This window comes from Bradyrhizobium iriomotense, from assembly GCF_030160715.1.
Taxonomy (GTDB): domain Bacteria; phylum Pseudomonadota; class Alphaproteobacteria; order Rhizobiales; family Xanthobacteraceae; genus Bradyrhizobium; species Bradyrhizobium iriomotense.
The window spans coordinates 1-23,805 of sequence record NZ_BSOW01000032.1 but is presented as its reverse complement, the minus strand read 5'-3'; the positions used below and the strand labels follow the sequence as shown (position 1 = coordinate 23,805).

Sequence of the window (23,805 nt, the reverse complement as noted above, 5' to 3'; positions counted from 1 at the left end):
AGCCCTTTTGGGCGGGCTCTAGATCCAGTTCGATGAGATGACTGACGATGAGCAAATCAATCTATGGCGGTCCCGTTTTCGAGATGGCGAGGCAGCAGTTCGACCAGGTTGCTGATCATCTGCAGATCCCAGAGATGGAGAGGGATCGGCTGCTTTATCCCAAGCGCGCAATCGCAGTGTCCTGCCCGATTCACCGGGATGATGGCCGAACGGAAGTTTTCCAAGGCTACAGGGTGCAGCATCACCTGACGCTGGGGCCTACGAAGGGCGGTACAAGGTTCGCTCCCTCCGTCGACGTCGGCGAGGTTGCTGCACTGGCTGTGTGGATGAGCTGGAAATGCGCGCTGGCGGGACTTCCCTATGGCGGAGCAAAGGGAGGCATCACCGTCGATCCGTACACGCTGTCACCGCGCGAACTCGAAGCGCTGTCCCGGCGCTATATGCAGGAGATGATACCCTTCGTCGGGCCGCATACCGATGTCATGGCGCCGGACATGGGCACGAATGAGCAGGTCATGGCTTGGTTCATGGACACGTATTCCATGTACCAGGGCCAGACGATCAACGAGATCGTAACCGGAAAGCCAGTGTCGGCAGGAGGTACACTTGGCCGCCGCGAAGCGACCGGGCGCGGGGTCGCTTATCTGGTCGGCCGGGCCCTCGACCATCTTGGGATCAAGGCGGGCAATGCGACTGCAATTGTCCAGGGGTTCGGTAATGTCGGGTCAGTGACAGCCTATTCTCTTGCGGAGAAAGGCGTGAAAGTCATCGGTGTCAGCGATCATACCGCCGCATACTATGATCCAGCGGGGCTGGATGTTGCGGAGCTACAGAGACACGTCGCCAAGCGGGGTCGGCTGGCAGGCTTTTCGACCCAGAGCGCAATCGAGCCTTCGGAGCTGCTGCTGCGAAAATGCGATGTGCTCGTACCAGCTGCGATGGAGCAGGTGATTACAGGTCAAAATGCCTCCGAGCTTAAATGTCGCATTCTCGCCGAGGGCGCCAACGGTCCAACGACACCTGAAGCCGATGCCATTCTCGATCGGCGCCGCGACGAGATTTTCGTGCTGCCTGATATTCTCTGTAACGCGGGCGGGGTCATCGTCAGCTATTTCGAATGGGTGCAGGATCTGCAGCGGCTATTCTGGGAAGAGGCCGAAGTGTTCGAGCGCCTCTACCGCATTCTCGAGCGCTCCTTCCGGCAAGTGATTGCCCGCGCCAAGCGCGATCGTATTTCTCATCGCTTGGCGGCCATGGCTATCGGCGTAAGTGTTGTGCAATCAGCCAAGAGTACCCGAGGTCTTTTTCCGTAATGACTGTTGTTCCGACCCATAGCACCGAAACGGAGAGACCAATGCTTGTTGCCCCCTGGCGGATCGGAATCGACATCGGAGGCACCTTTACCGATGTGGTGGCAATCGACGCCAACGGTCAAATCGAGGTCCTCAAATCGCCTTCGAGGCCCGACGATCCGACCGCTGGCGTGATGGCGGCACTTGAGGGGCTCGCGCGGCGCCTTGGACTTGCCACCAAGGATCTGCTTCGCGGATGCTCGATGCTGGTGCATGGTTCGACGATTGCGACGAACACCGTGCTCGAAGGCAAGGGCGCAAAAGTCGGGCTTCTCACCACCAAGGGCTTTCGCGACACGCTTGAAATCCGGCGGGGCATCCGCGAGGTTCCCTGGAACCATCGTCCGTCGTTTCCCAAAGTGCTCGTGCCACGCCGCTGGCGCCTGCCAGTGGGGGGGCGGCTCGACAAGGATGGGCGAGAGCTCACGGCGTTGAATGAAAGCGACGTCAAGGCGGGATCTGCGGCATTCAAGGCTGCCGGCCTCGATTGTGTCGCAGTGTCCTTCCTCCACAGCTACGCCAACGGCGCGCAGGAGCGTCGCGCCATGGAGATCCTTTCGGCGGACTGGGATCCGGACGCGATCTTTTGCTCCCATGAGATCTCGCCTTATGCTGGCGAATATGGTCGCACGTCCTCGACTGTCCTTGCGGCCTACGTCTCAAGACGTGTCGTTCCCTATCTGCGGTCTCTGGAAGGCATTTTGCGGCAGAACGGACTGTTCGGTCCGCTGCTCCTCATTCAAAGCAACGGGGGTATCGCATCCGTTGACGAAATCGCGCGCAATCCCGCCTGCCTGCTTCTGTCAGGACCTGCGGCACAAGTAGGTGCGCTGAGACATGTTGCGGCGACGGCGGGGACCGACAATCTGATCTCCCTGGAAATGGGAGGGACGAGCTGCGACCTCGCCTTGATGGAAGGGGGCCGCGTCCATTCGACCGACCGGATCGATATTGCGGGATACCTCGCCCTTGTGCCGAGCGTGGACATTCATTCTGTGAGCGCCGGCGGGGGCAGTATTGCTCGTCTCGATGCTGGCGGAATGGTCACGCTCGGGCCCGATGGCGCCGGATCGATACCCGGCCCGGTCTGCTATCGGCGCGGCGGACAGAGCCCGACCAACACCGACGCCCAGCTCGTCCTCGGACGTCTTGCACCCGGGCCCTTCGCCGGCGGCACGCTCGATCTTGACGATCAGGCGGCCCGGCAGGCACTGCAGCGCGTCTATGGCGACACTGTCGGCCTTGCACCCGAAGCGGCCGCGCTTGGCGTCGTCGAGCTGATGGACCAGAACCTGCGCCATGCTGTGGAGCATGTGAGTGCGGAGCGCGGCTTTGACCTTCGCGACTTTACGCTCGTTGCCGTTGGCGGCGCCGGCGCGTTGCATTCATCTTCCGTGGGGCGAAGCCTCGGCTGCTCGACGGTTTACATCCCGCGGCTTGCCGGCGTCTTCTGCGCGTTCGGCATGCTCAATTCCGACGTGCGCCTCGACGAGGTCCGAACGATCCGCCGGCCCTTCAATCAGCAGGCCCTCCAGGATCTGGAGCGGGTTGCGTACGAGCTGGAAATTGGGCTGCGCACACGTCTCATGGCGTACGGCGAGGCCGGCAGCCATCCGCGCTTCACACGCTACATCGATCTCAATTACCTGGATCAGCAGTCTCAGCTCTCCATTGAGTGGGCGGATGATGATATCGACAGCATCGTCTCGGCCTACGAGGAGCGTTATAGCCTTCTCTATGGTCACGCTCACAAGCATTCGCCGATCATGACGTGCGCGCTACGTGTCAGCGGATCTCGACAGTTCCCGGGCGTTTCAATCCAAAAAATGCCCGTTGCCGATTACGTTCCGCGGCCTTCTGGTCAGCGCCGTGTCTACGTCAGCCGTAATGTCGGAGCTTTAGATGCAAACGTCTATGAAGGCTCGGATCTGCGGCCAGGCGCGCATCTTATCGGACCTGCAGTCATCAACGATATGACGACCACCGTGTTCATCGGAAAGGATGACAGGTTGGAAGTGGACGCGACAAACAACTTCGTTGTTCGGCTGGCTGTTCCGGCTCAAGGAGGCAAGGCATGAAGGCGATCGATCCAATCAGCTTGGCGCTCGGCCAGAAGCAACTCGATCATATCTGTCGCACAATGGGCTGGGTAATGGCGCGCACCGCGCGAAGCCCGATCTTCAGCCAGTCGCACGACTTTTCCTGCTTCATCGGAAGCAGATCCGGTCAGGTCGTATCTCAGGCCGATGGTATTCCAATTCATACCGGGGGTGGCGGCATTGCGCTGACACGGCTCTTGGAAACATTTGAAGGTCGCATCAATCCCGGTGATTGTTTCCTCGCGAATGACCCGTATGTCGCGGGCGGCAATCATTTGCCGGATTTCACAGTCATGCGACCGGTGTTCCTGAACGACGCGCTCGTCGCGTTCACCTGCAACCGTGCGCATCAATCCGATATCGGCGGCGGCGCGGCCGGAACCTACAATCCGAAGGCCGAGGAAATCTTTCACGAAGGGCTGCGCATACCCGTCATCAAGCTGGTCTCGCAAGGAGAAATCCAAGATGATCTTTGGCGCCTGATCCTTCTGAACTCGAGAACTCCCGACCTTCTCGACGGCGATCTCCGTGCCATGCTGGGCTCCACCGAAATCGGCGCCAAGCGCGTTCAAGATATGGCGCGCCCCATGGGAGGTGAGGGACTCAACCAGTTGTTCGCGTCGCTGCTCGACTGGGCAGAGGAAAGCTTCCTGGCGGCCATTCGTAAGCTGAAGCCTGGAACATACACCGGCGAGGACTTCTTCGACCACGACTGCTTCGAGCCCGTCGACGCACGCATCAAGACGACAATTACCATTGGTCCGGGTGGTGTTGTCGTCGACTTCGCAGGCACGAGCCCTCAGATGCGCGGCTTCAAGAACAGTTCTCTGGCGAATACGCGATCAGCCGTGCTCTTTGGTCTAATTTCGTTTCTCGGGGCACACATCCCGCGCAACGACGGTGTCTTCCGCCGCGTTCGGGTCGAGGCGCCTGAAGGATCGCTCGTCAACGCGAAGCCGCCAGCCCCCGTCACCTCCGCAACCACGTATCCAGCCCATCAAATTATCCATGCGATCTGGCAGGCATTGAGCCCAACTGCTCCCGAGCTGAGCTGCGCAGGCTGGAGTCGGATCTCGCATTGCAACACGTCGGGCACGGATAGCAGCGGAAGATACTACGTTGCATATCAGTGGCTGGCGCAACCTGGAGCCGGCGCTGTGAAAGGTCGAGACGGATTCAATGTCATGGGACAGATCACCACGCTCGGCGGTCTCGCATTGCCAGACGTCGAAGACTTCGAAACAAGCTATCCCTTCCTCGTTGAGCGTCAGGAGTTTGTCACCGATGGTGGTGGTCCCGGCCGCTACCGGGGCGGCACCGGTGCGGTAGCAACCGTCAAAGTGCAGCACCCCGCAGAGTATTCATTCCGCGGCGAAGGCAACGGTAACCCGACGTCCTTTGGCGTTCTAGGTGGACATGCCGCCGGCACCGGGAGCTGTTCAATCAAGTTCGAGGATGATTCGTCTTACGCGCCACCTCGCTTCGGGGTCGAAAGGCTTCTCCCGTTGACACTCACGATCAAGGCCGCCGGCGGCGGCGGCTTCGGATCGCCATATCTGCGGCCCCCGGAAGAGGTCCTCAACGACGTTCTCGATGGAATGGTCAGCCGTGAAAAGGCAGAGGCAGACTACGGAGTGGTCCTGACCGGCAAAGATCTGCACATCGACGAGGAGGCAACGAGCCTACGGCGTCAGCAGGTCCAGAAAGCTGAAAGCAGGGCATAGCCAAACTGTGCTTCTGAAGGGTTGGACCACGCAAAGCCCTACGTTCGGAGGGCGAAGTGCATGACTTGAGCGACCTCAGCAAATCAGCCCTGCTCACACGTCCTGATCTGCAGGGAGCGACGGAAGGCAAGTTCAAGGGCTGGCGAACCTGGACGTTCGATAGTTTCCTGAACCAGAAGGGACCTTTTGGCATCGTGTGGACGCGGCCGAACAGTGGCGGACGGATCGCTGCAGAGTTTGGTCTGTACTCAAGTTTCATAGAAGCTGACTAGCTGAGCCGGCGACAGAGTCCGTGTGCCTTGATGGTCTGGCATTGTTCCTGATTTGGACCGGCTGGTTCGCGTTGCCCATGAGCTCGCATGCAAGAAATTTGGGCCTCAGTTGCCTCAAAAATTTTGTTGCATCAAATATCACGCAACAGTAGGACTCTTCTCCAGAACGCCCGTTATCTGCATCGGAAGAACCCATGGCGCCGAAACTCACCGGACCGCTGCTCCTCGTCAGGCCAACGCGCAAGGAAGTGCCCGCCTTTGCGAGCACCCTCGCTGCATCCTTCGCGCCCTAGGGAGTGGTGTCGTGGCGCCTACGTCTCCTTCAAAACAGCACGCCCGGTTCAGCAATTCATCGGTCGCGTTTGCCCGTGAGCGTGAGGTCGTGCCCGGCGGCAGTATGAGGAATGCTACCTGGTTCGCGCCGCATCCTCCGTACGCCGCAAAAGGCACCGGTTGCTGGGTAGAAGATATAGACGGCCACCGATTTCTGGATTGTGCGAATAACTTCTTCTCTTTGATCCACGGCCACGCCTTCGCTCCGGTGGTTGAGGCCATTGGTGCCACGGTTGGCAATGGAACGGCTTTCGGATTGCCGACCGAGAAGGAGATTGCGCTAGCCCAATTGATTACAAGTCGGTCGCCGAGCTGCGAGCAAATCCGCTTCTGCATGTCAGGGACGGAGGCAGTTATGTTTGCGGTAAAGGGTGCTCGCGCTCTCACTGGGCGAAGCGCATTCGCGAAATTTGAAGGCGCCTATCACGGGTCATACGACTGGGTCGAGGTCAGCCTCGCGCCCGATCCTGACGCCTGGGACGATCAAAGCGGTAACCCGGCATCAATCGGCGGGTCTGAGAGCGTGCCCAAACACGTGTTGGACGATACCATCGTCTTGCCATGGAACGATCCAAGCCGCTGCGCCGCAATTCTCGCCAAAGAAGGTTCTCGGCTCGCCGGGCTCATCATCGATCCTGTTCCGTCTCGGGCAGGTATGGTGCCCGTGTCCAGAGAGATGATCGATGTCATCCATACTGCTCGAGAGAAGCACGGATTCTTGATCATCAGTGATGAGGTGATTTCGTTCCGGCTTTCATACGCCGGCGCTCATCCCTTGTTTGGTCTGCGTCCTGACCTGATCACGCTTGGGAAAATCATCGGCGGTGGTATGCCCATCGGTGCCGTCGCAGGCGGTGCCCATGCGATGGCGGTTTTCGATCATACGCAAGGCAAGGCACGCGTTGCACTTGGGGGCACCTTTAGTGCCAATCCACTCGCAATGGCTGCCGGCCTTGCGGCTATGACTGCGCTGGATGAGCCCACGATTGCTCGCCTGAACCAGCTTGGCTCTGACCTCCGGGCGGCAATCAATCTCGCTTTTATTGAAAGGCGAATTCCAGCCCAAGTGACAGGTAGTGGGTCATTGTTCAGGCTCCATCTGACCTCTAAGCCCATCACCGACTATCGATCCTGCCGCGCTCCCGCACCTAAAACGCTTCAAGCCGTTCATGCGGGTGCACTCGACTACGGCGTGCTCCTCACCCCGAATTGTTCGGGAGCAATTTCAACTCCGATGGATTCCGCAAGCATCGACCAATTGACTGCGGCACTCACGCAAGCTGTCGCAGATGCCTTCACGCGTCAACCTTGGGAGAAATGGCCCGGTGCCGGCAGCGGTCAGGGAGGGTGATCCTCACGAGTAGCTGCGCTTCCGATAGCTGATCCCGGGACTCCCGGCGAGCGCAACGCGTTGTCTCGGACTTGTCTGCAGTTTTCAAACATTCATCGCTCATTTGAGGAGAATTCACATGATGCCTCTCGATCGCCGTGACGTACTAAAGTTGGCCGGTGCGGCTGCAGTTGGACTTGCTGCTCCTGCTCCTGCTCTTGCTCAAGCCCGCCCAGCACTGAAGATCGCGTCGGTCGAAACGCTGAGCGGTCCAGGATCTACCGTTAACCGTTTGTGGTCGCTGGGTCTGAAGTACGGCATCGAGAAAATAAATGCCGAAGGCGGCTGGAACGGGCAAAAGATCATCTATGCAGAGTACGACACCGAGGGAACGACTGGTGGCGCTTCGCAGAAGACCCAGGCGGCTATCGCAGACGGCGCCCACATTATCGCCCACGGCGGGTCCTCTGCCATCGGCGGTCAGATCACCGAAGATGTCCGCAAATGGAACCTGCGCAATCCAGCGGCGAAAGTTCTGTTCTTCGGATTGGGCATTGAGGCACTTGAGCTGACCGGAGCCAAATGTCACTACCACTTCTTCCGCTTTGCGACCAACGCCGACATCCGGATTCGAGCGCTTGTGGCAGGTATGAAGGCAGAAAATGCTCTCGGCAAAAAGGTGTTCTCGATCAACCAGAACTATTCCTGGGGCCATGATATCCAGGCAGCGCTTGAGCAGAGCGCGGGCGAGAATGACTTCACCCTCGTCGATAAGGTGCTGCACGACGTCAACAAGATCCAGGATTTCAGCCCCTATGCTGCCCGTATAGCTGCCTCGGGTGCTGATACGGTTTTCACCGGCAATTGGGGAAATGATCTTTCGCTTCTGCTCAAGGCGGTCCAGGCCGCAGGCCTCAAGGTAAGGTTCGCCACCACCTTCCTGGACCTTCCCGGCGCACTTTCGTCAGCAGGATCAGCCGCGCTCGGCTATTTCCATGCCGAACTGTGGAATCCGCAGGCATTTGGCGCATTCGGCCAGGAACTATGGACCGACTACAAGGCTAGGATGGGCACCGTTCCGTCAACAAGCGAAGCGAAGTCGATTCTGGCTCTCCTGTTCCTGCAGCAGGCGCTGAAGAGCATTCCAGAAACTTCAAAAATCGACGTCGATCAAATTGCCCAAGCGTTGGAACGGACTTCCTATAAAGCGCCGACCGGCGATGTCACTATGCGTGCAACCGATCATCAGATCGCTTGGCCGATCGTCGTTTCCAAGGTGGAGCAGGGGGCCAAGTTCGCCACCGACGGCACGGATATGGGCTTCGTCCCAATCAAAGTAATCCCCGGCGGTGAAGTGCTCAATGCCGTGCAGGCAAGCTGCAAAATGCAGCGGCCATCCTAAGAGGGCGCCGTGACCTATCTTCTCACGTCGCTCGTGAACGGCCTAGTCTTTGGCCTGCTGCTCTTCATGGTGTCAGCGGGCCTTACGCTCATCTTCGGGATGATGGGAGTTCTGAATTTTGCGCACAGCTCGCTGTACATGCTTGGAGCTTACCTTGGCTACTCCATTGGAAGATGGACCGGCTTCTGGACAGCCCTGCTGCTCGCCCCGCTGGCCGTTGCCCTTCTAGGCGCCTCTATCGAGCGCTTCATGCTTAGGCGTGTCCACCGGCATGGGCATGCTCAGGAGCTGCTTCTTACGTTTGGTTTGGCGCTGATCATACATGAGATCGTCAAGCTCGTGTATGGCCCATACCCGGTTGAATACACCATTCCGACGGAGCTTGCCCGCACCGCCTTCAATGTGAACGGGTTGAATATCCCGCTATATCGGCTGTTCATCGGCGCGGTCGCGGTATCAATGTTCGTATCGCTGTTCCTGATGATGAAATATACCCGCGTGGGACTGATCGTGCGTGCAGCACTTTCGCAGCCACTGATGGTCGAGAGCCTCGGCCATAACGTCGGGTTCATCTTTCTCCTTGTGTTCGCTATCGGGGCAGCTCTGGCGGGGCTCGCCGGGGCCGTCGCCGGGGCGTTCTACCCCACTGGCCCGAACATGGCTGAGGATCTCGGATCGATCGTGTTTGTCGTCGTCGTGGTCGGCGGGTTGGGCTCACTCGAGGGTGCACTCGTGGCGTCCTTGGCTATCGGGCTCTTGACGACCCTGACCGTCGGGCTCGACTGGACACTGGCTGGCGCGCTTGCCCCCTTGGGACTTTCCGGGTGGGCGGCCTCGATCGGTGGGCCGTTTTCGATCACTCTCTCGAGCCTGACCGGCTCGCTGCCATTCATCATCATGCTCTTTGTTCTGCTGGTCCGGCCCGCCGGTTTGATGGGAGAGCGGGCGTGAAGCTCTATGTCCGAATAGCCTTGTGCCTTGCAACAGGCGTCGTGCTGCTCGCTCCGCTCACATTCAGCGACAGATATGCGAACCTTGCGATCCGTATGCTGGTCGCTGCACTGTTTGCCAGCGCATTCAACCTCTTGTGGCGGCAGGCGAGACTCCTATCATTCGGCCACGGCGTCTATTTCGGGGCCGGCATGTTTGCCGTCGTGCATCTGATGCGCGCCAACGAGGCAGGCTTGAATGTGCCGCTCATCCTGGTGCCGCTCGCTGGCGCGTTGTCCGGGTCGATCATCGGTGTCCTTTGCGGCTTCGTCGCAACACTGCGCAGCGGTGCCTATTTTTCGATGATCACACTGGCCATTGCCGAACTGATCTATTCGCTTGGTCCGCGTTGGCAGGCCCTGTTTGGAGGTGAAGCGGGGGTTTCAAGCATGAGACTACCCAGCATGGGCCTCAGTTTCGCCGCGCTGAACGAAGTCTATCTGATCGTTCTCGGCTGGAGCGCGGTCGGTTTTGCAACCATTTGGTTTTTTGCAAAGACGCCGCTTGGTCAAATCGCCTTCGCGCTGGGTGACAATGAACGGCGGCTCCAGTTTCTTGGCTACCGCACGCATGCTGTCAAAGTGTACCTGTTTGCGCTCTCGGCCGCGCTTTCTGGGTTGGCCGGAGGCCTATTGGGGGTCGCCGCCGAAAACGTGGACTATACCGTGTTTGGCCCGGCTTCATCTGCCGCACCAGTCATCCAGACCTTCATCGGCGGTGCCGACGTTCTTTTCGGGCCGGCCTTCGGTGCAGCACTTCTCACCGGCTTTGGCAACGTGTTCTCCGACGTCACGCGCTTGTGGCTCCTTTATCAGGGAATCGCCTTCGTCTTGGTGGTCATGTTTCTTCCCGCAGGGATCGTCGGATCACTCCTCATGGGTAAGAAGCGACCGTTACGAGAAGCCATCGCCAATACACTAGCGGTCCTTCTTTGCTCAGCTAGCTTGATCTTTCTGTGCGAAAGCGCGTCGATCCTGCTGAGCGACTCCTATTCGTCACTTCGGGCAAGCCAGGACGGGTCGTGGGTGAGCTATCGTCTGTTCAACATGGAACTCGCGCCTGGCTCGCCGATCGTATGGGGACTTCCCTTGATTGCGGCACTCACTGGACTCATCATTTCGTGGAAGCTCAAGGGACGTGAGGAGACGGCATGAGTGCCATTTCTCTGAGCGCTGTGACGAAACGGTTCGGCTCGAGCGAGATCATCCGGGGGGTCGATCTCACTGTGAACGTGGGAGAGCGTCACGCTCTGATTGGCCCCAACGGAGCCGGAAAATCCACACTGTTTAACCTGATCAGCGGACAGTTTCGTCCGACCAGCGGACAGATCTCTCTGAATGGGCGACGCTCTGACCGCGAGTCGCCGGAGACGATTGCCCGGCGAGGGGTGGCCCGTTCATTCCAGATTACAAGTCTTTTTGCGAGGCTTACCGTCTTCGACACGGTTCGGCTAGGGGTTATGGCAAATCACGGCGTACGCTTCTGCTTCTGGCGCACTGCCGCGTCTCAACGCGCGGTGACAAATGATGTTCTCGCCTTGCTTGAAGACGTCAATCTGTTGCACCGGGCCAGTGTGCTTGCAGGGGAGCTTCCGTACTCGGAACAACGCGCGCTCGAACTGGCAGTCACTTTGGCTTTGCGACCCGAAATCATCTTGTTGGACGAGCCGACTGCCGGCATGTCGGTGGAAGAAGCGGCGCAAACGGTCGCCCTGGTCCGACGGCTCACCGCTGGTCGAACGCTTCTCGTCGTCGAACATGACATGGACGTTGTCTTTTCGTTGTGCGACCGCATCTCAGTGCTTGTCCATGGGCAAATAATCGCCACCGGCGCGCCCGACGAGATCGCCAAGGACGGAAGAGTGAATGAAGCCTACCTTGGAAAGGGCTTGCATTGATGGGGCTGACAGTCACCGGCCTGCATGCTCACTACGGCAAGAGCCACGTTCTTCGCGGCGTCACGTTTGAGCTGCCACCACAAAGCATCTACAGCCTCGTAGGCCGCAATGGGTCTGGTCGCTCAACGACTCTGAAGAGCATCATGGGTATCGTTCGGCCCACTGAAGGATCTATCCTCCTGGATGGGGCCGAACAATCCGGACGCGATATACGAAATATCGTACGGGCAGGCATAGCTTATGTGCCCGAGGATCGGCTGGTTTTTCCAACCTTAACTGTCGCTGAGAACCTGCGTATGGGGCAGCTCCGCCCGTTGCCGGGCAGGGTGGTGTGGACCGTCGATCAGATGTACGAATATTTCCCTCGCCTCCACGAAAGGAAAGACACCAAGGCCGGCAAGCTGTCGGGAGGAGAGCAGCAGATGCTGACAATGTGTCGCTCCCTGCTCGGTAACCCAAAATTCCTCTTGCTCGATGAGCCGACGGAAGGATTGGCCCCCAAAATCGTAGAACGTCTCGTCGAAGCTATTCTTGACGTTCGCAAGCATGGCGTATCCGTACTCTTGATCGAGCAACGATTGACGATTGCCTTGGATATCAGTGATCGTGTGCTCGTTATGGGCCATGGGCACATCGTGTACAACGGAACACCAGACAGTCTTCGCAATGATGCAGATGTACAACGAAACTGGCTCGCTGTGGGGACGAGTGTAAGCTAAGCTGACCTGCTGGAACAGCGCCGTTACCAGCGACTATCCCGAAGAGCTGAAAAGAATAGCGAGCGGGACACGGGCGCGATCACGCTTGAGGAGTCTGCGAAACGTCCCTGGATTTCAGCCTCTCGCCTATTGAGAGCGATCGTCCTAATGTTTCCGCCGCATTGCGTAGTGCAGCCAAACGCTCCGCTAATTGCTCGTTCATGATCCGCTGCAGCGGCCCCGTCATTCCGAGAGCGTAAAACACACGCCGATCAGATAGAAAGACAGGAACCGCAATGGCGGCCAGTCCTTCGTCGATCTCTCCGATGCACGTAGCATAGCCTCTACCCCTGACCGCAGCGAGCTCCTGTTCGACCCATGCACGGTCATTTCGCGTGTTCGCTGTGAGCAGAGGAAGATCGGCCGACATCGCCTCTGTCAACACGACTTCGCTTTGATAGGCGATAATCGCCTTGGCCGTTGCAGCTGCGTGCACCGGCATCTCGATCCCCGGCTGCACGTAACTTCGCCAGCGCACATCTGGTGAAACTGAGATCGCAACGACAACGCGTGCGCCGATCAGGCGCGTGAGATAGCAAGTCTCGGACGTCGCGTCGGTCAGTTGCTGCAGATGTCCGCGAGCAAGGGCGGCAATCCATCCATCGTCCGCAGTTGCGTGCAATAGCCGGAGCAAGCGGTCACCGAGCTGATAAGCGCGCCCGCCGACATTGTCCTTCGCAAGCCCAGCGCGCACGAGGCCCTTGAGCAGCCGATGTGCAGATGTCTTCGGAAGATCAAGCAACGAGGACACGTCTGCCAGCGTCAGGGCCCCGGGAAAGGTCGCGACGAGTTCGAGCACTTGCATGTAGCGGTCCAGAGGACCCGCCGTTTCATCTGAGGTCGTCATTCAGGGGCCTTCCCAAGGCGGAAACTTTGTGCATGGGCGCCTCTGCAACGGCTTGACTCAGCGAGCCAGAGCAGATTAGCGTTACGCAATATCGGAATATTGTTCCGGAAAACGGAACGCGAGTCAATAGCGATTTGAGGGAAGCAGCATTCGTGGTGCTGCGACCCACGGGAGCGTCACGAGGCACATCATGAAGATGACGAGGCAGGAATTTCTGAAGGCTTTGCTTGCGGCGACCGCTATGCCGTGGGTGGCAGCCGCACGCGCCGAGCAGGGAAGCCCGATCGTCGTCGGCGCTACGGTGCCGATGACCGGGCCCTTGTCGCTGACTGGCAAGCAGTATCACAACTCCCTGATGATGGCCGAAGAGGACATCAACAAGGCAGGCGGCATCAACGGGCGCAGCCTCAAGATCGTCTTCGAAGATACGCAGGCCTCCAACAGCACGGCGGTCAATGCGTTCGTCAAGCTCGCACAGGAAAACAAGCCGTCGTTGTTCTTCCTGTCGAGCTATTCGACACAGAATCTGGCTGTGGAGCCTGAGCTGAAGAAGATACAGGTGCCGGCATTCTATGCGGGGGGTGCAGATGTCGTGGCCGAGGCTGGCAACGAGTGGATGTTCCGCGTGCGGCCGGCCGACAGCGTGTCGGCCGAAGGCATGGTGCAGTGCGCGCTCAATGTGCTGAAGGCGAAAAAGCCGGGCATTCTCTACATCCAGAACGACTTCGGACAAGGTGGTGCCCGGACAGCGGTTGAGCGTTTCGGGGCCGCGGGCGTGACCGTCGCGGGCATGGGGGCCTATGGCCAGAACGACAAGGATTTTTCAGCGCAGCTTCTCGGCCTGCGTGGCAAGGACATCGATGTCCTTTTGATCTTTAACTATCCGCAGGACGGTGCGCTGGTGCTGCGTCAGGCAAAAATGCTCGGCCTCAAGATGCCGCTTGTGACATCTTCGGCCGCATTGGTGCCGGCGGCGCTGCAGCTGTTATCTCCCGCTGATCTCGACGGTGTCTGGGGCGTGGTTGATACCTTCATCGATCCGTCGGTCGGTGGGCGCATGCAGGATTTTGTCGAGCGCTTCAAAGCGAAATTCGGCACCGATCCGGACCCCTACGGCCTCGCCTATTATGATGGCGCGATGCTGGCGGCAGAGGGTCTACGCAAGGTTGGTACCGATCCCAAGGCCTTGCGAGACTGGTTTGCCACTGTGAAAGGCTGGCAGGGAATTGGCCATCTCTATTCCTATGACGCCAAGGGCAACGGCGTATTTGATCTGGCGGTCGTCAAATCCAAAGCCGGGACCAAATCGCTGGAATTGGTTCAGACCATCAAGCTGAACTGAGCCTTGGCTGCCGGCGCGCGGACGCTTTCCGCGCGCGCATCACTGCATCAACCAGCCGGCCCGCAGGATCTCTCCCCAATGATGGCCGACGGTTGAAAGACCGGTTTGAAAAAAGACAAGGACGATATGACGGATCTCATCCAGCTGCTCATTAACGGCCTAGCAATTGGTAGCGTCTATGCGCTCGCCGCGATCGGCTTCGTCATCGTCTACTCGGCAACCGGCGTCGTGAATTTTGCTGCCGGGCAATTTGTGATGTTTGGCACTTTCGCCGGCGTCGCCATGCTGCTCAATGCACAACTGCCCTGGCCCGTGGGCTACGGTGCTGCTCTGCTTGCAATGGCGCTGTTCGGAGCTCTGTTCTTTGTGGTGCTATATCTGCCGCTGCGCGCAAGCCCCGTCGTGACCATCATCATTGGCACGGTCGCGATCGGCATCACCATGCAGAACGCGGCGCTCCTGGCGTTCGGCTCATGGCCATTCCGGCTGCCGTCGCCGGTCGAAAGCGTGAATCTCACGATTGCAGGCGCAACTATCTCCGGCCATGCGGTCGCTGTCGTGATCGTCACGGCCTTGATGGTCGCACTGCTGTGGCTTTTGTTCTTCCGCACCTCACTCGGCATCGGGATGCGCGCCGTAGCACAGGATATCAAGGCTGCTCGGCTGATGGGCCTCAAGGTCAATCGTCTGCTCGCACTATCTTGGATCCTGGCTGCGCTGCTCGCGGGAATTGCCGGCTTGATGCTCGGACCAATGTGGTTCGCCGACACCAGCATGGGCGATCCCATCGCGCTCAAGGCGTTCGCAGCCACAATCATTGGCGGCTTTGGCAGTCTGCCGGGCGCTATTGTCGGCGGGCTGTTCGTTGGTCTCAGTGAAGTGCTCGGCGCATCCTACGTTTCCTCGGCCTACAAAGACCTGATCTCCTTCGGCATCATGATCTTGTTCCTGCTGGTGCGCCCGCAGGGGGTGTTCGGCGAACGTATTCAGGACCGGGGCTGATCGATGTCGATACGCGTTCCGCTCCTGGTCGGCGCCGTGATTTTGATCGCAGGTCTTACCCTGTCGATGCTGCTTACCGACTACCACCTTCGGCTGCTCAACCTTGCCGCCCTTTCGGCCATCGCAGTCATCGGGCTTAATTTCGCCTTCGGCTATGCGGGGCTGATCTCGCTCGGTCATGCGGCTTTCGTCGGGGCGGGCGCCTACGGCGTTGCGCTGCTGACGACGCTCTTCGCGTGGTCACCGTGGCTGGCCCTGCCTGCCGCGGTTGCCGGTACGGCTGTGCTGGCCATGTTGATTGGCGTTCCGCTTCTGCGGCTGAAGGGCCACTATCTCGCGCTGGCAACGCTTGGCTTCAACGTGTCCTTCTCCATTGTCGCTGCCAACTGGATCGAAGTGACCGGCGGCACCAACGGGATCTCTCGCATTCCCGAGCTGCAAATTGCCGGCCATGCCCTGACCGACGAGCGCAGCTACTTATGGTTCGCTCTGTTGGTGCTCGCGGTTTCCGCCGCCGTCGCCGCGCTCATTCATGGCTCACGTCATGGCCGAGCGATGATCGCGGTACGCGATGACGAGACTGCCTCGTCGATGACGGGCATCGACGTCCCTCGGGTCAAGCTCGCGGCTTTTGTGCTCTCGTCAGTCTACGCCGCCGTGGCCGGAGGCCTCTTTGCGTTCCATATGCGCTTCATTTCGCCTGAGGACTTTGGCTATGCGCACTCGATCACTTACCTCGCGATGCTGGTGGTCGGCGGCGAGGGATCGATTGTGGGCGCCATTCTGGGGGCGTTGCTCGTGACTTTTCTGCCCGAATGGCTGCGTTTCCTCGGCTCCGCCTATCTCGCATTCTTTGGCCTTTTTGTCCTTGCCATCCTCATCTTCCTGCCTTCCGGGCTTGCCGGGATTCGGCGGCCGCGCAGCTTCCGCCGCCACGGGCTTATGAAATGGCCGGCTTTGGTCGCTGCCTCAAAGGAAGCGCGCCCATGAGCCTGCTGCAGGCCACAGAAATCGCCAAGCGCTACGGCGGGCTTGCCGCACTCGCGGACGTCGACCTGTCGGTCGGGGAAGCCGAATTTGTCGCCGTCATCGGCCCAAACGGCGCGGGAAAATCGACGCTTCTAAACGTCCTTACCGGGCTTGCTTTGCCTGACAAGGGCAGGGCGCTGCTCGACGGATGGGATATGACGCGCGCCGCTACGCACAAGCGTGTGCGCGGCGGCCTCGGGCGCACCTTCCAGCACGGCCGACCGTTCGAAAGATTGAGCGTGCTCGAGAACGTCATGACCGGTGCGGCCATCCAGAGCGGCCGTAGCGAGCTGGAGCTGCGCGAGAGGGCTATGGCTGTGCTTGATCAAATGGGGCTTGCGGCGGAGGCGCAGCTACCGATCGGATCCCTGTCCTATGGTCATCGCCGAATGGTCGAGATGTGCCGGGCGCTCGCCTGCGAACCTCGCGTGCTGCTGCTCGACGAACCTGCCGCCGGACTGAATTCCGCCGAGGTTGATCAGCTGGTCGACCGGCTCACAGATTTGAGGACTAAACATCGGATCGCCATCGTTCTGATCGAACACAATATGGGGATGGTGATGCGCCTGGCGGAGCGGATCATCGTGCTGAACTTCGGCTGCAAGATCGCCGAGGGCACGCCATCCGAGATCCAGAGCGATCCCGCAGTGCTGTCCGCCTATCTCGGCGAAGGTTATCGTCATGCTGGCGTGTAACGATCTGACGGTCGCCTATGGCGAGATCGTCGCGCTGCAGGGCGTGACGCTGGAGGTGGGGCGAGACGAAACGGTTGCCCTGATCGGCGCCAACGGTGCCGGCAAGACCACGCTCTTGCAGGCGATCTCTGGTCTGAATCCGGTGAGGTCGGGCGAGATCGTATTCGAAGGGGCCTCGCTGGCTCAGCTCGGCAGTGACCACCGGGTCGCGCTCGGTATCTCCCAAGCGCCTGAGGGACGGCGGATCTTTCCCGGCCTGACTGTGGAGGAGAATCTCTCACTCGCCACAGTGAACTGGCGGCGCTGGCGTCAGTCGATCGCCGACGATCTCGCACGGGCATTTGACCTCTTCCCACGCCTGAAGGAACGCCGCCGGCAACTCGGCTGGTCTTTGTCCGGAGGTGAGCAGCAGATGCTGGCCATCGGTCGGGCGCTGATGGCGCGGCCACGTTTGCTCCTGCTCGATGAGCCTTCGCTTGGGCTTGCACCGCGTCTGGCGGAAGAGGTCTACGAGCGCGTCAGGCAGATCGCTGACAGTGGGCTCACGATCCTGGTCGTGGAGCAAAATACGGTGCTGGCATTGTCGGTGGCGGACCGGGCCTATGTGCTGGAAACGGGCCGCATCGTCCTTCAGGGCACGGCCGATGACCTCAAGCAAAACACGCGCGTCCGCGAAGCTTATCTCGGACGCTAATCCCTCGGGCGAGGAAAACAACAACATGTACCCAGATACAAATTCAAAGTCGAAAGCGCTCTACGATCGCGCACTGTCGAGTCTGCCAGGCGGCAACACCCGCACCACGGTGTTCATGAAGCCTTATCCGATCTACGCTGCACGTGGAGCGGGCTGCCGGGTTTGGGATGTCGACGGCAACGAACTGATCGACTGCATCAATAATTTCACCTCGCTGATTCACGGTCACGCCCATCCGGCGCTGGTCGAGGCGGCGACGCGCCAGCTCGCGCTCGGTTCTGCCTTTGGGATGCCGACCGAGTCGGAGATCAATCTTGCCGAGCTGCTTACCGCGCGGCTGCCATCAGTCGACCAGGTCCGGTTTGCCAACTCCGGGACGGAGGCCGTGATGATGGCGCTGAAGGCGGCGCGAGCGTTTACCGGCCGGCCGAAGATCGCCAAATGCGAGGGCGCCTACCATGGTTCCTACGATTATGCCGAGGTCAGTCTGGATCCGAAGCCGACCGACTGGGGCGGCAACGCGCCAGTCTCGGTTGCCTATGCCAAAGGTACGCCGGACAAGGTGCTGGCCGACGTCGTCACGATTCCATTCAACGATATCGATGGCGCCGTCAGCCTGATCCGCGAGCATGGCCGCGATCTCGCCTGCGTGCTCGTCGATCCGATGCCAAACCGCGCCGGCCTCGTCCCCGCCGACAAGGCCTATCTCGAAGCGCTGCGCCAGGCGACCCGCGACGTTGGCGCGCTACTGATCTTTGATGAGGTGATATCCTTCCGTCTCGGCTACCACGGCGCCCAAGGGCTGTGGGGCATCGATCCTGATCTCACCACGCTTGGCAAGATCATTGGGGGCGGGTTCCCAGTGGGCGCAATCGCCGGCAAGAGCGAAGTCATGGCCGTCTTCGATCCGCGCCATGGCAAGCCCGCGTTGCCTCATGGCGGTACATTCTCGGCCAACCCGGTCACGATGCGAGCGGGGCTTGCGGCTATGGAGCTCTTGGACCAGAACGCGTTCGCGCGGCTGGATGCGATCGGTGAAGCGGTACGAAAGGGCATCAATGATGCGTTCCGCCGGCATGGCGTGCCGGGTACCGCGGTTGGTCTTGGATCGCTCTTGAAGTTGCATTTCGGCGAGCGCCCTATCCGCGACTACCGCTCGGCCTACATGAGCGAAGCCGAAACCAAACGCCAAAGTGTGTTCAATCTCGAGTTTCTCAATCGCGGCGTTCTCGCCGCCGGCTACGGGTTGATGGCGCTGTCGCTGCCGATGCGGGACGCGGATATCGAAAGCATCATTCGCGCGGCCTCGGATGCACTTGCACAGGTCGCGTCCAAAACCTGACGCGCCCTTGAGCTCTTGAAGTCGGTAAGTCTCGCGTGGGGCATTGAGGCCACCACGCCGCGAAACACTAATGCCTGAAATAGGTGCGAGAATGGCCCACAAGGTTGATCCCATCACGCGATCCGTCGTTCAGCATCGGTTGAGCTCGATCGTAGCCGAAATGGGCGAAGCGATGCTTCGCACATCCTATTCGCAGATTCTCAACTCGAGCCGAGATTTCTCATTGGCGATCTGCGACGTCCAGTCCCGGCTGATCGCCCAGGCCGACCACATCCCGGTCCATGTCGGCGCGCTGCCTTGGGCGACACGCGCGGTCGAGGAGCGTTTCAAGGATGTCGCGCCCGGCGACGTGATCCTGATGAACGATCCCTATCATGGCGGCAGCCATTTGCCCGACCTGACCGCATTCGTGCCGGTCTTTGAAGGTGGCCGGAGGCTGTTCTGGAGCATCGTGCGTGCCCACCAGAGTGATATCGGCGGCGCAACCCATGGCGCCTACAACCCTGGTGCTACTGAAATCTGGCAGGAGGGGTTGCGCATTCCTCCGATCAAGCTCTACGAGGCCGGCCGGCTGCGCGAGGACATTCTCGATATGCTGGCACTAAATGTGCGCAACGCTCACGATTTCCGCGGCGATCTTGCCGCCATGATCGGAGCCGCGCACATGGGCGAGCGGCGAATGGGACGGCTGTTCTCCGAATTCGGCGCGCCGGTGGTCGAGGCCGCGATCGAATCCATCCTCGATGCCGCCGAACAGCAGACGCGCGCGGTGGTCTCGAGCTGGAAGGATGGCACCTTTTACGGTGAGGCCTTCCTTGATGACGACGGCCACGGGCGCAGCGATATCCGGATTGCAGCCAAGGTCACGAAGGCTGGCAGTCAGATCGAGGTCGATCTGTCGGAATCAGATCCGCAGAGCACGAGCTTCGTCAATTCATCGCACGCCAATATGCATGCGGCAGTCGTGATGGCTTTTGCTTATCTGATCGACGCCGAGATTCCCAAGAACGCGGGTGCCCTGCGGCCGCTCACTGTCATTGCCAAACAGGGCACGATTGTGTGGGCAGATCCGGGTCGGCCGGTGACGCTGTGCACCAGCCATCCCTCCAACGAGATCGTGGAGGCAGTGGTCAAGGCATTGTCTGGATCTTGCCCGGATCGAGCCATGGGTGGCTGGAGCAGGCGTTTCCGCATCGCTGTCCAGGGCGAGGATCCTCGCAGCGGGCGCAACTTCATCTGGCATATGTTCCAGGCGCGCCCTGGTGGTGGCGCTTCGTCTCGCGGTGACGGCTGGTCCTCGATCGGCGAATGGCACACGGTTGGTGGCCTCAAATTCGGCAGCATCGAGGTCGCCGAAGCACGCTTTCCCCTTCACTTCCGTCATCATGAGTATCGGCCGAATTCAGGCGGTGATGGTCAATTTCGCGGCGGCCTCGGCGTCAGCCTTGATCTCGTCTTCGAAACTGAAAAGCCCGCACTTGGTAACACCGCGGGTGATGGTGTCCGCCATGGCGCGTGCGGCATGCTGGGCGGCAGGGATGGCGCGCCGCATCACTATCGCCTCGTATCGGGGGGGCGGCCGCCGCGCGTGCTGCGAACCAAAGAGGTCGGAATCCAAATCCACCCGGGAGATTGCCTCGAAGTGCGCTCCGCCGGCGGCGGGGGCTGGGGCCCTCCCGAGCGGCGCACGCATCAGGCCCGCCAGCGCGATGAGGTGCAGGGCCTTGTAACTTCAGGCGCAACGACAGAAGTGGTTAGTTAAAGATGTTGACGATTGGCATTGATGTAGGCGGCACGTTTACGGATCTTGTCGCGATCGACGGGACCGGGCGCACTGTGTTCGCGAAATCTCCTTCCACGCCACAGGATCAGTCGATCGGCGTGATGAATGGGCTCAACGAGCTCGCTCGGCGCCTCGACATGTCGCGTGGCGATATGTTGGCTGCGACACAGCGGTTGGTACATGGCACCACCGTTGCAACGAATGCGCTGCTGGAAGGCAAGGGCGCGAAAGTTGCTCTGCTGACCACGCAAGGACACCGCGACATCATCGAGATGCGCGAGGGATTGAAAGGCAATCGCTATGATTTGCGGACCCCGCCGCCGGAGCCGCTGGTGCCGCGCGAACTGCGCTTCGGTGTTCGCGAGCGATTGCGGCCGAACGGCGACGTGCTCCTTCCGATCGACGATGATTCACTCAGTGAGGTCATCGCGGCAATCCGCGCCTCTGGCGCCACGTCGGTCGCGATCTGCTTCCTGCATGCCTATCGTAATCCCGCCCATGAGATCGCAGCCGCAGAGCGGCTTGCACGCGAGTTGCCGGAAGTGAGCGTGTCGCGCTCAAGTGACGTGCTGCCACAGATCAAGGAGTATGAGCGCGTCTCCACTACGATCGTGAATGCCTATGTCGGTCCCGCCGTGCGACACTATCTGACCCGGCTCGAGCGCCGCTTGGTCGAAGCGGGGTTTAAGGGGAGCCTGTTCATCATTCTCTCCCATGGCGGTATGGCGCCGGTCGAGGAGGCGGGGCGTCTTGCGGCGGCGACCGTGCTATCGGGTCCCGCGGGCGGAATCTCAGGTTCCCGGCGCTGTGCGGAATTGCTGGCAGTACCGGACTTGGTGCCCTTCGATATGGGCGGCACGAGTACCGACATCTCCTTGATTGCCGATGGACGCGCGGCGCTGTCGGCTGACGGCGGGCTGGCGGACCAGCGCATCGCACTGCGCAGCCTGGACATCGCCAGTATCGCGGCGGGCGGGGGCTCGATCGCCAGTGTCGATTCAGGCGGCATCTTTCGGGTCGGCCCAGAAAGTGCCGGGGCGATACCAGGCCCAGCGTCTTATGGCAATGGCGGTACGGAACCGACCGTGACAGATGCGAACATTGTGCTGGGTTATCTTGATGCCGCCGCCTTCATGGGGGGACGGCGACCGCTCGATCGTGCGGCGGCGGAGGCAGCAGTCGATCGCCTTGCAGCTTCACTTGGCGTGACACGCATCGAGGCGGCGGCCGGCATCTATCGTCTCGTCAATCTGAAAATGGCAGACGGAATCCGACTGATGACCCTGCGTCGGGGCGTCGATCCGCGCAAGTTCGCGCTCCTAAGCTTTGGCGGCGCCGCAGGCCTGCACGCTGCCGAGGTTGCCCGCGAGCTCGAGATGACGCGCATCATTGTGCCGACGGAAGCTTCGGTTCTCTCGGCGTGGGGCATGCTGACCAGCGACTTGCGCTACGAGGTCAGCCGCACTCACTTTGAGGCAGGCGCCCGGACGACCGCCTCTGAAATTCGCGACATTTTTGCCAGTCTGGAGGAGCAGGCGGTCGAGCGGCTGCGCAGCTGGTTCGACGGGCCCATCATGACCGAGCGCTCCGCCGAGATGCGCTATGGCGAGCAGGTGTTCGAGGTCGATGTACCGCTCAGCGACGTCGACCTCAACGCGCCATCCTTGGTCCCCGAGGTCGAAGAGCGCTTTCATCGCCGTCATGAGGAACTCTATACCTACGCTTCGCGCGATCAGGAGGTTGTGTTCGTCAACGCGCGGCTCGCCGCTGTTGGGGCGGTTCCTCGAATTGCGCGAGCTAACAAGCCAGTGCCCGTGTCTGACCCAATTGCGTTGCCCGCCGGCAAACGGCAGGTCTTCTTTGGCGCTTGGCGCGAGGTGCCGATCTATGCGCTGGAGAAATTACGTTCCGGACACGTGCTGGAAGGCCCCGCAATCATTGAGGCGGAGACGACGACAGTCGTCATCAATGGTGGGGATCGCGCGACAGTTAATGCGCTCGGATGGCTCGATATCGAACTTGGGTGTGCGAAAGTCTAGGTGACAAACTCACCTCGCTGCAGCGAAATCCGGTCGTCCGCCCAGCATCTCATCGTGCCCTGGAGACACGCCCGGATTTTACTGACCTGAAGCTATGGCCACAGCCCGAACGAGGATTTAGGGCTGGACCTGTTTGTCAAGCCGGATACCTCACGAGTGCAATTCCCGCCGGCCATCTATGTGGACGCAGAAACAAGCAGCATCATGGGGCGTTCCAGTTCTTCCGCGAGTTGCGGTATCTGCCGGATCTACTCGGATGTTGGAGCAAACCTTTGACTCACAGTCGGTCTACGTAGCCAAGCGGGGGAACGGACGTCTCGACCAATCGCAAGAATCGAGTGCGGCGAGCCCCCGCAAACGTCGACTCCTGCGTAACGCCGACCGCCGGAGCAGACGTTCCATTCCGTCGGGATCGGGTGTTGCGTGTCCGGGATTTGAACCTACTCGGCGATTGTTTGGGCGGTGATCCGCCTTGAACACGCCATCGACACTGTTAGCTGTTGGATCGGCCCATTGCAGCCACTCATTCCCTCCAATGCGATCCACTCTTCGACGCTGCGTCCCTCGATCTCGGGCGGCCGCGGCGCCCATTGATCGCAACGCCGTCAGAAAATCGCGCACGCCGGGGAGCACGCGCCAGTCCTGCGCTGATCGCCGTTCCATCTCCAGGGATATGTACCAATAGGTCCGGAATGGTGTTCGAGACCTGCAAATTGCGCAGCATCTCATGACCTCGCTCATCAACTTCGCCATTAATTAACGGTGAACGGCGATGTGCTTAAAGCGGGATGGGGTTAAGTTGAATCGATTTGGGATTCCCAAATCAGCCCGTTTCTGATTCACCATGCTGGCTGGAAGGAGGCCAGCATGGATGG

19 protein-coding genes are annotated in these 23,805 nt (G+C 60.1%); 18 read left to right on the top strand and 1 reads right to left on the bottom strand.

The features are described from left to right. Window positions 1–47: 47 nt before the first annotated feature. The 10 genes from QQL28_RS34820 (at window position 48) to QQL28_RS34775 (ending at window position 12,118) form a co-directional block, all read left to right on the top strand. Complete coding sequence (locus QQL28_RS34820) at window positions 48–1,313, top strand: Glu/Leu/Phe/Val family dehydrogenase (RefSeq protein ID WP_284272987.1); 1,266 nt, start codon at window positions 48–50, stop codon at window positions 1,311–1,313. Next, on the top strand, window positions 1,313–3,430 hold the full coding sequence (locus QQL28_RS34815) for a hydantoinase/oxoprolinase family protein (protein WP_284272985.1): 2,118 nt from the start codon (window positions 1,313–1,315) through the stop codon (window positions 3,428–3,430). The genes QQL28_RS34820 and QQL28_RS34815 overlap by 1 nt, the downstream gene beginning before the upstream one ends. After that, window positions 3,427–5,175, top strand: a complete 1,749-nt coding sequence (locus QQL28_RS34810) for a hydantoinase B/oxoprolinase family protein (protein WP_284272983.1) — start codon at window positions 3,427–3,429, stop codon at window positions 5,173–5,175. Before QQL28_RS34815 ends, QQL28_RS34810 begins: the two co-directional genes overlap by 4 nt. Before the next feature lie 65 nt (window positions 5,176–5,240). Next, window positions 5,241–5,447: a hypothetical protein gene (locus QQL28_RS34805; protein ID WP_284272981.1), complete on the top strand. Its 207-nt coding sequence runs from the start codon at window positions 5,241–5,243 to the stop codon at window positions 5,445–5,447. Window positions 5,448–5,751: 304 nt separating this feature from the next. After that, on the top strand, window positions 5,752–7,131 hold the full coding sequence (locus QQL28_RS34800; RefSeq protein WP_284272979.1) for an aspartate aminotransferase family protein: 1,380 nt from the start codon (window positions 5,752–5,754) through the stop codon (window positions 7,129–7,131). A gap of 118 nt (window positions 7,132–7,249) precedes the next feature. Further along, on the top strand, window positions 7,250–8,512 hold the full coding sequence (locus tag QQL28_RS34795) for an ABC transporter substrate-binding protein (protein WP_284272977.1): 1,263 nt from the start codon (window positions 7,250–7,252) through the stop codon (window positions 8,510–8,512). Window positions 8,513–8,521: 9 nt separating this feature from the next. Continuing rightward, the gene (locus tag QQL28_RS34790; protein WP_284272975.1) at window positions 8,522–9,463 is read left to right on the top strand and encodes a branched-chain amino acid ABC transporter permease; all 942 of its coding nucleotides are present in this window, start codon (window positions 8,522–8,524) and stop codon (window positions 9,461–9,463) included. Next, window positions 9,460–10,656, top strand: a complete 1,197-nt coding sequence (locus tag QQL28_RS34785; protein ID WP_284272972.1) for a branched-chain amino acid ABC transporter permease — start codon at window positions 9,460–9,462, stop codon at window positions 10,654–10,656. Before QQL28_RS34790 ends, QQL28_RS34785 begins: the two co-directional genes overlap by 4 nt. After that, the gene (locus QQL28_RS34780) at window positions 10,653–11,399 is read left to right on the top strand and encodes an ABC transporter ATP-binding protein (RefSeq protein WP_284272970.1); all 747 of its coding nucleotides are present in this window, start codon (window positions 10,653–10,655) and stop codon (window positions 11,397–11,399) included. The genes QQL28_RS34785 and QQL28_RS34780 overlap by 4 nt, the downstream gene beginning before the upstream one ends. Beyond that, the gene (locus QQL28_RS34775; protein ID WP_284272968.1) at window positions 11,399–12,118 is read left to right on the top strand and encodes an ABC transporter ATP-binding protein; all 720 of its coding nucleotides are present in this window, start codon (window positions 11,399–11,401) and stop codon (window positions 12,116–12,118) included. Before QQL28_RS34780 ends, QQL28_RS34775 begins: the two co-directional genes overlap by 1 nt. Window positions 12,119–12,197: 79 nt before the next feature. Here QQL28_RS34775 and QQL28_RS34770 read toward each other — a convergent pair whose 3' ends face one another. Beyond that, window positions 12,198–13,004 (bottom strand): IclR family transcriptional regulator, encoded by an 807-nt coding sequence (locus QQL28_RS34770; RefSeq protein WP_284272966.1) that lies wholly within the window; start codon window positions 13,002–13,004, stop codon window positions 12,198–12,200. A 190-nt stretch (window positions 13,005–13,194) separates the two neighbouring features. On the opposite strand from QQL28_RS34770, the gene QQL28_RS34765 reads away from it, so the two are divergent. The 8 genes from QQL28_RS34765 to QQL28_RS34730 all read left to right on the top strand — a co-directional run bounded on the left by QQL28_RS34765 (window position 13,195) and on the right by QQL28_RS34730 (window position 22,930). Further along, on the top strand, window positions 13,195–14,346 hold the full coding sequence (locus tag QQL28_RS34765) for an ABC transporter substrate-binding protein (RefSeq protein ID WP_284272964.1): 1,152 nt from the start codon (window positions 13,195–13,197) through the stop codon (window positions 14,344–14,346). A gap of 126 nt (window positions 14,347–14,472) precedes the next feature. Beyond that, window positions 14,473–15,348: a branched-chain amino acid ABC transporter permease gene (locus QQL28_RS34760; protein WP_284272962.1), complete on the top strand. Its 876-nt coding sequence runs from the start codon at window positions 14,473–14,475 to the stop codon at window positions 15,346–15,348. 36 nt (window positions 15,349–15,384) lie between these two features. Further along, window positions 15,385–16,338 carry a branched-chain amino acid ABC transporter permease gene (locus tag QQL28_RS34755; RefSeq protein ID WP_284272960.1) on the top strand — a complete coding sequence of 318 codons (954 nt, stop codon included), beginning with the start codon at window positions 15,385–15,387 and terminating at the stop codon, window positions 16,336–16,338. Next, entirely contained in the window at window positions 16,335–17,072 is a 738-nt protein-coding gene (locus QQL28_RS34750) for an ABC transporter ATP-binding protein (RefSeq protein ID WP_284272957.1), read from the top strand. Before QQL28_RS34755 ends, QQL28_RS34750 begins: the two co-directional genes overlap by 4 nt. Then, window positions 17,059–17,766: an ABC transporter ATP-binding protein gene (locus QQL28_RS34745; RefSeq protein WP_284272955.1), complete on the top strand. Its 708-nt coding sequence runs from the start codon at window positions 17,059–17,061 to the stop codon at window positions 17,764–17,766. Before QQL28_RS34750 ends, QQL28_RS34745 begins: the two co-directional genes overlap by 14 nt. A 25-nt stretch (window positions 17,767–17,791) precedes the next feature. Beyond that, on the top strand, window positions 17,792–19,108 hold the full coding sequence (locus QQL28_RS34740) for an aspartate aminotransferase family protein (RefSeq protein ID WP_284272953.1): 1,317 nt from the start codon (window positions 17,792–17,794) through the stop codon (window positions 19,106–19,108). 70 nt (window positions 19,109–19,178) lie between these two features. After that, window positions 19,179–20,870: a hydantoinase B/oxoprolinase family protein gene (locus QQL28_RS34735; protein WP_348522542.1), complete on the top strand. Its 1,692-nt coding sequence runs from the start codon at window positions 19,179–19,181 to the stop codon at window positions 20,868–20,870. A 2-nt stretch (window positions 20,871–20,872) separates the two neighbouring features. Further along, entirely contained in the window at window positions 20,873–22,930 is a 2,058-nt protein-coding gene (locus tag QQL28_RS34730) for a hydantoinase/oxoprolinase family protein (RefSeq protein ID WP_284272951.1), read from the top strand. The last annotated feature ends 875 nt before the right edge of the window (window positions 22,931–23,805 follow it).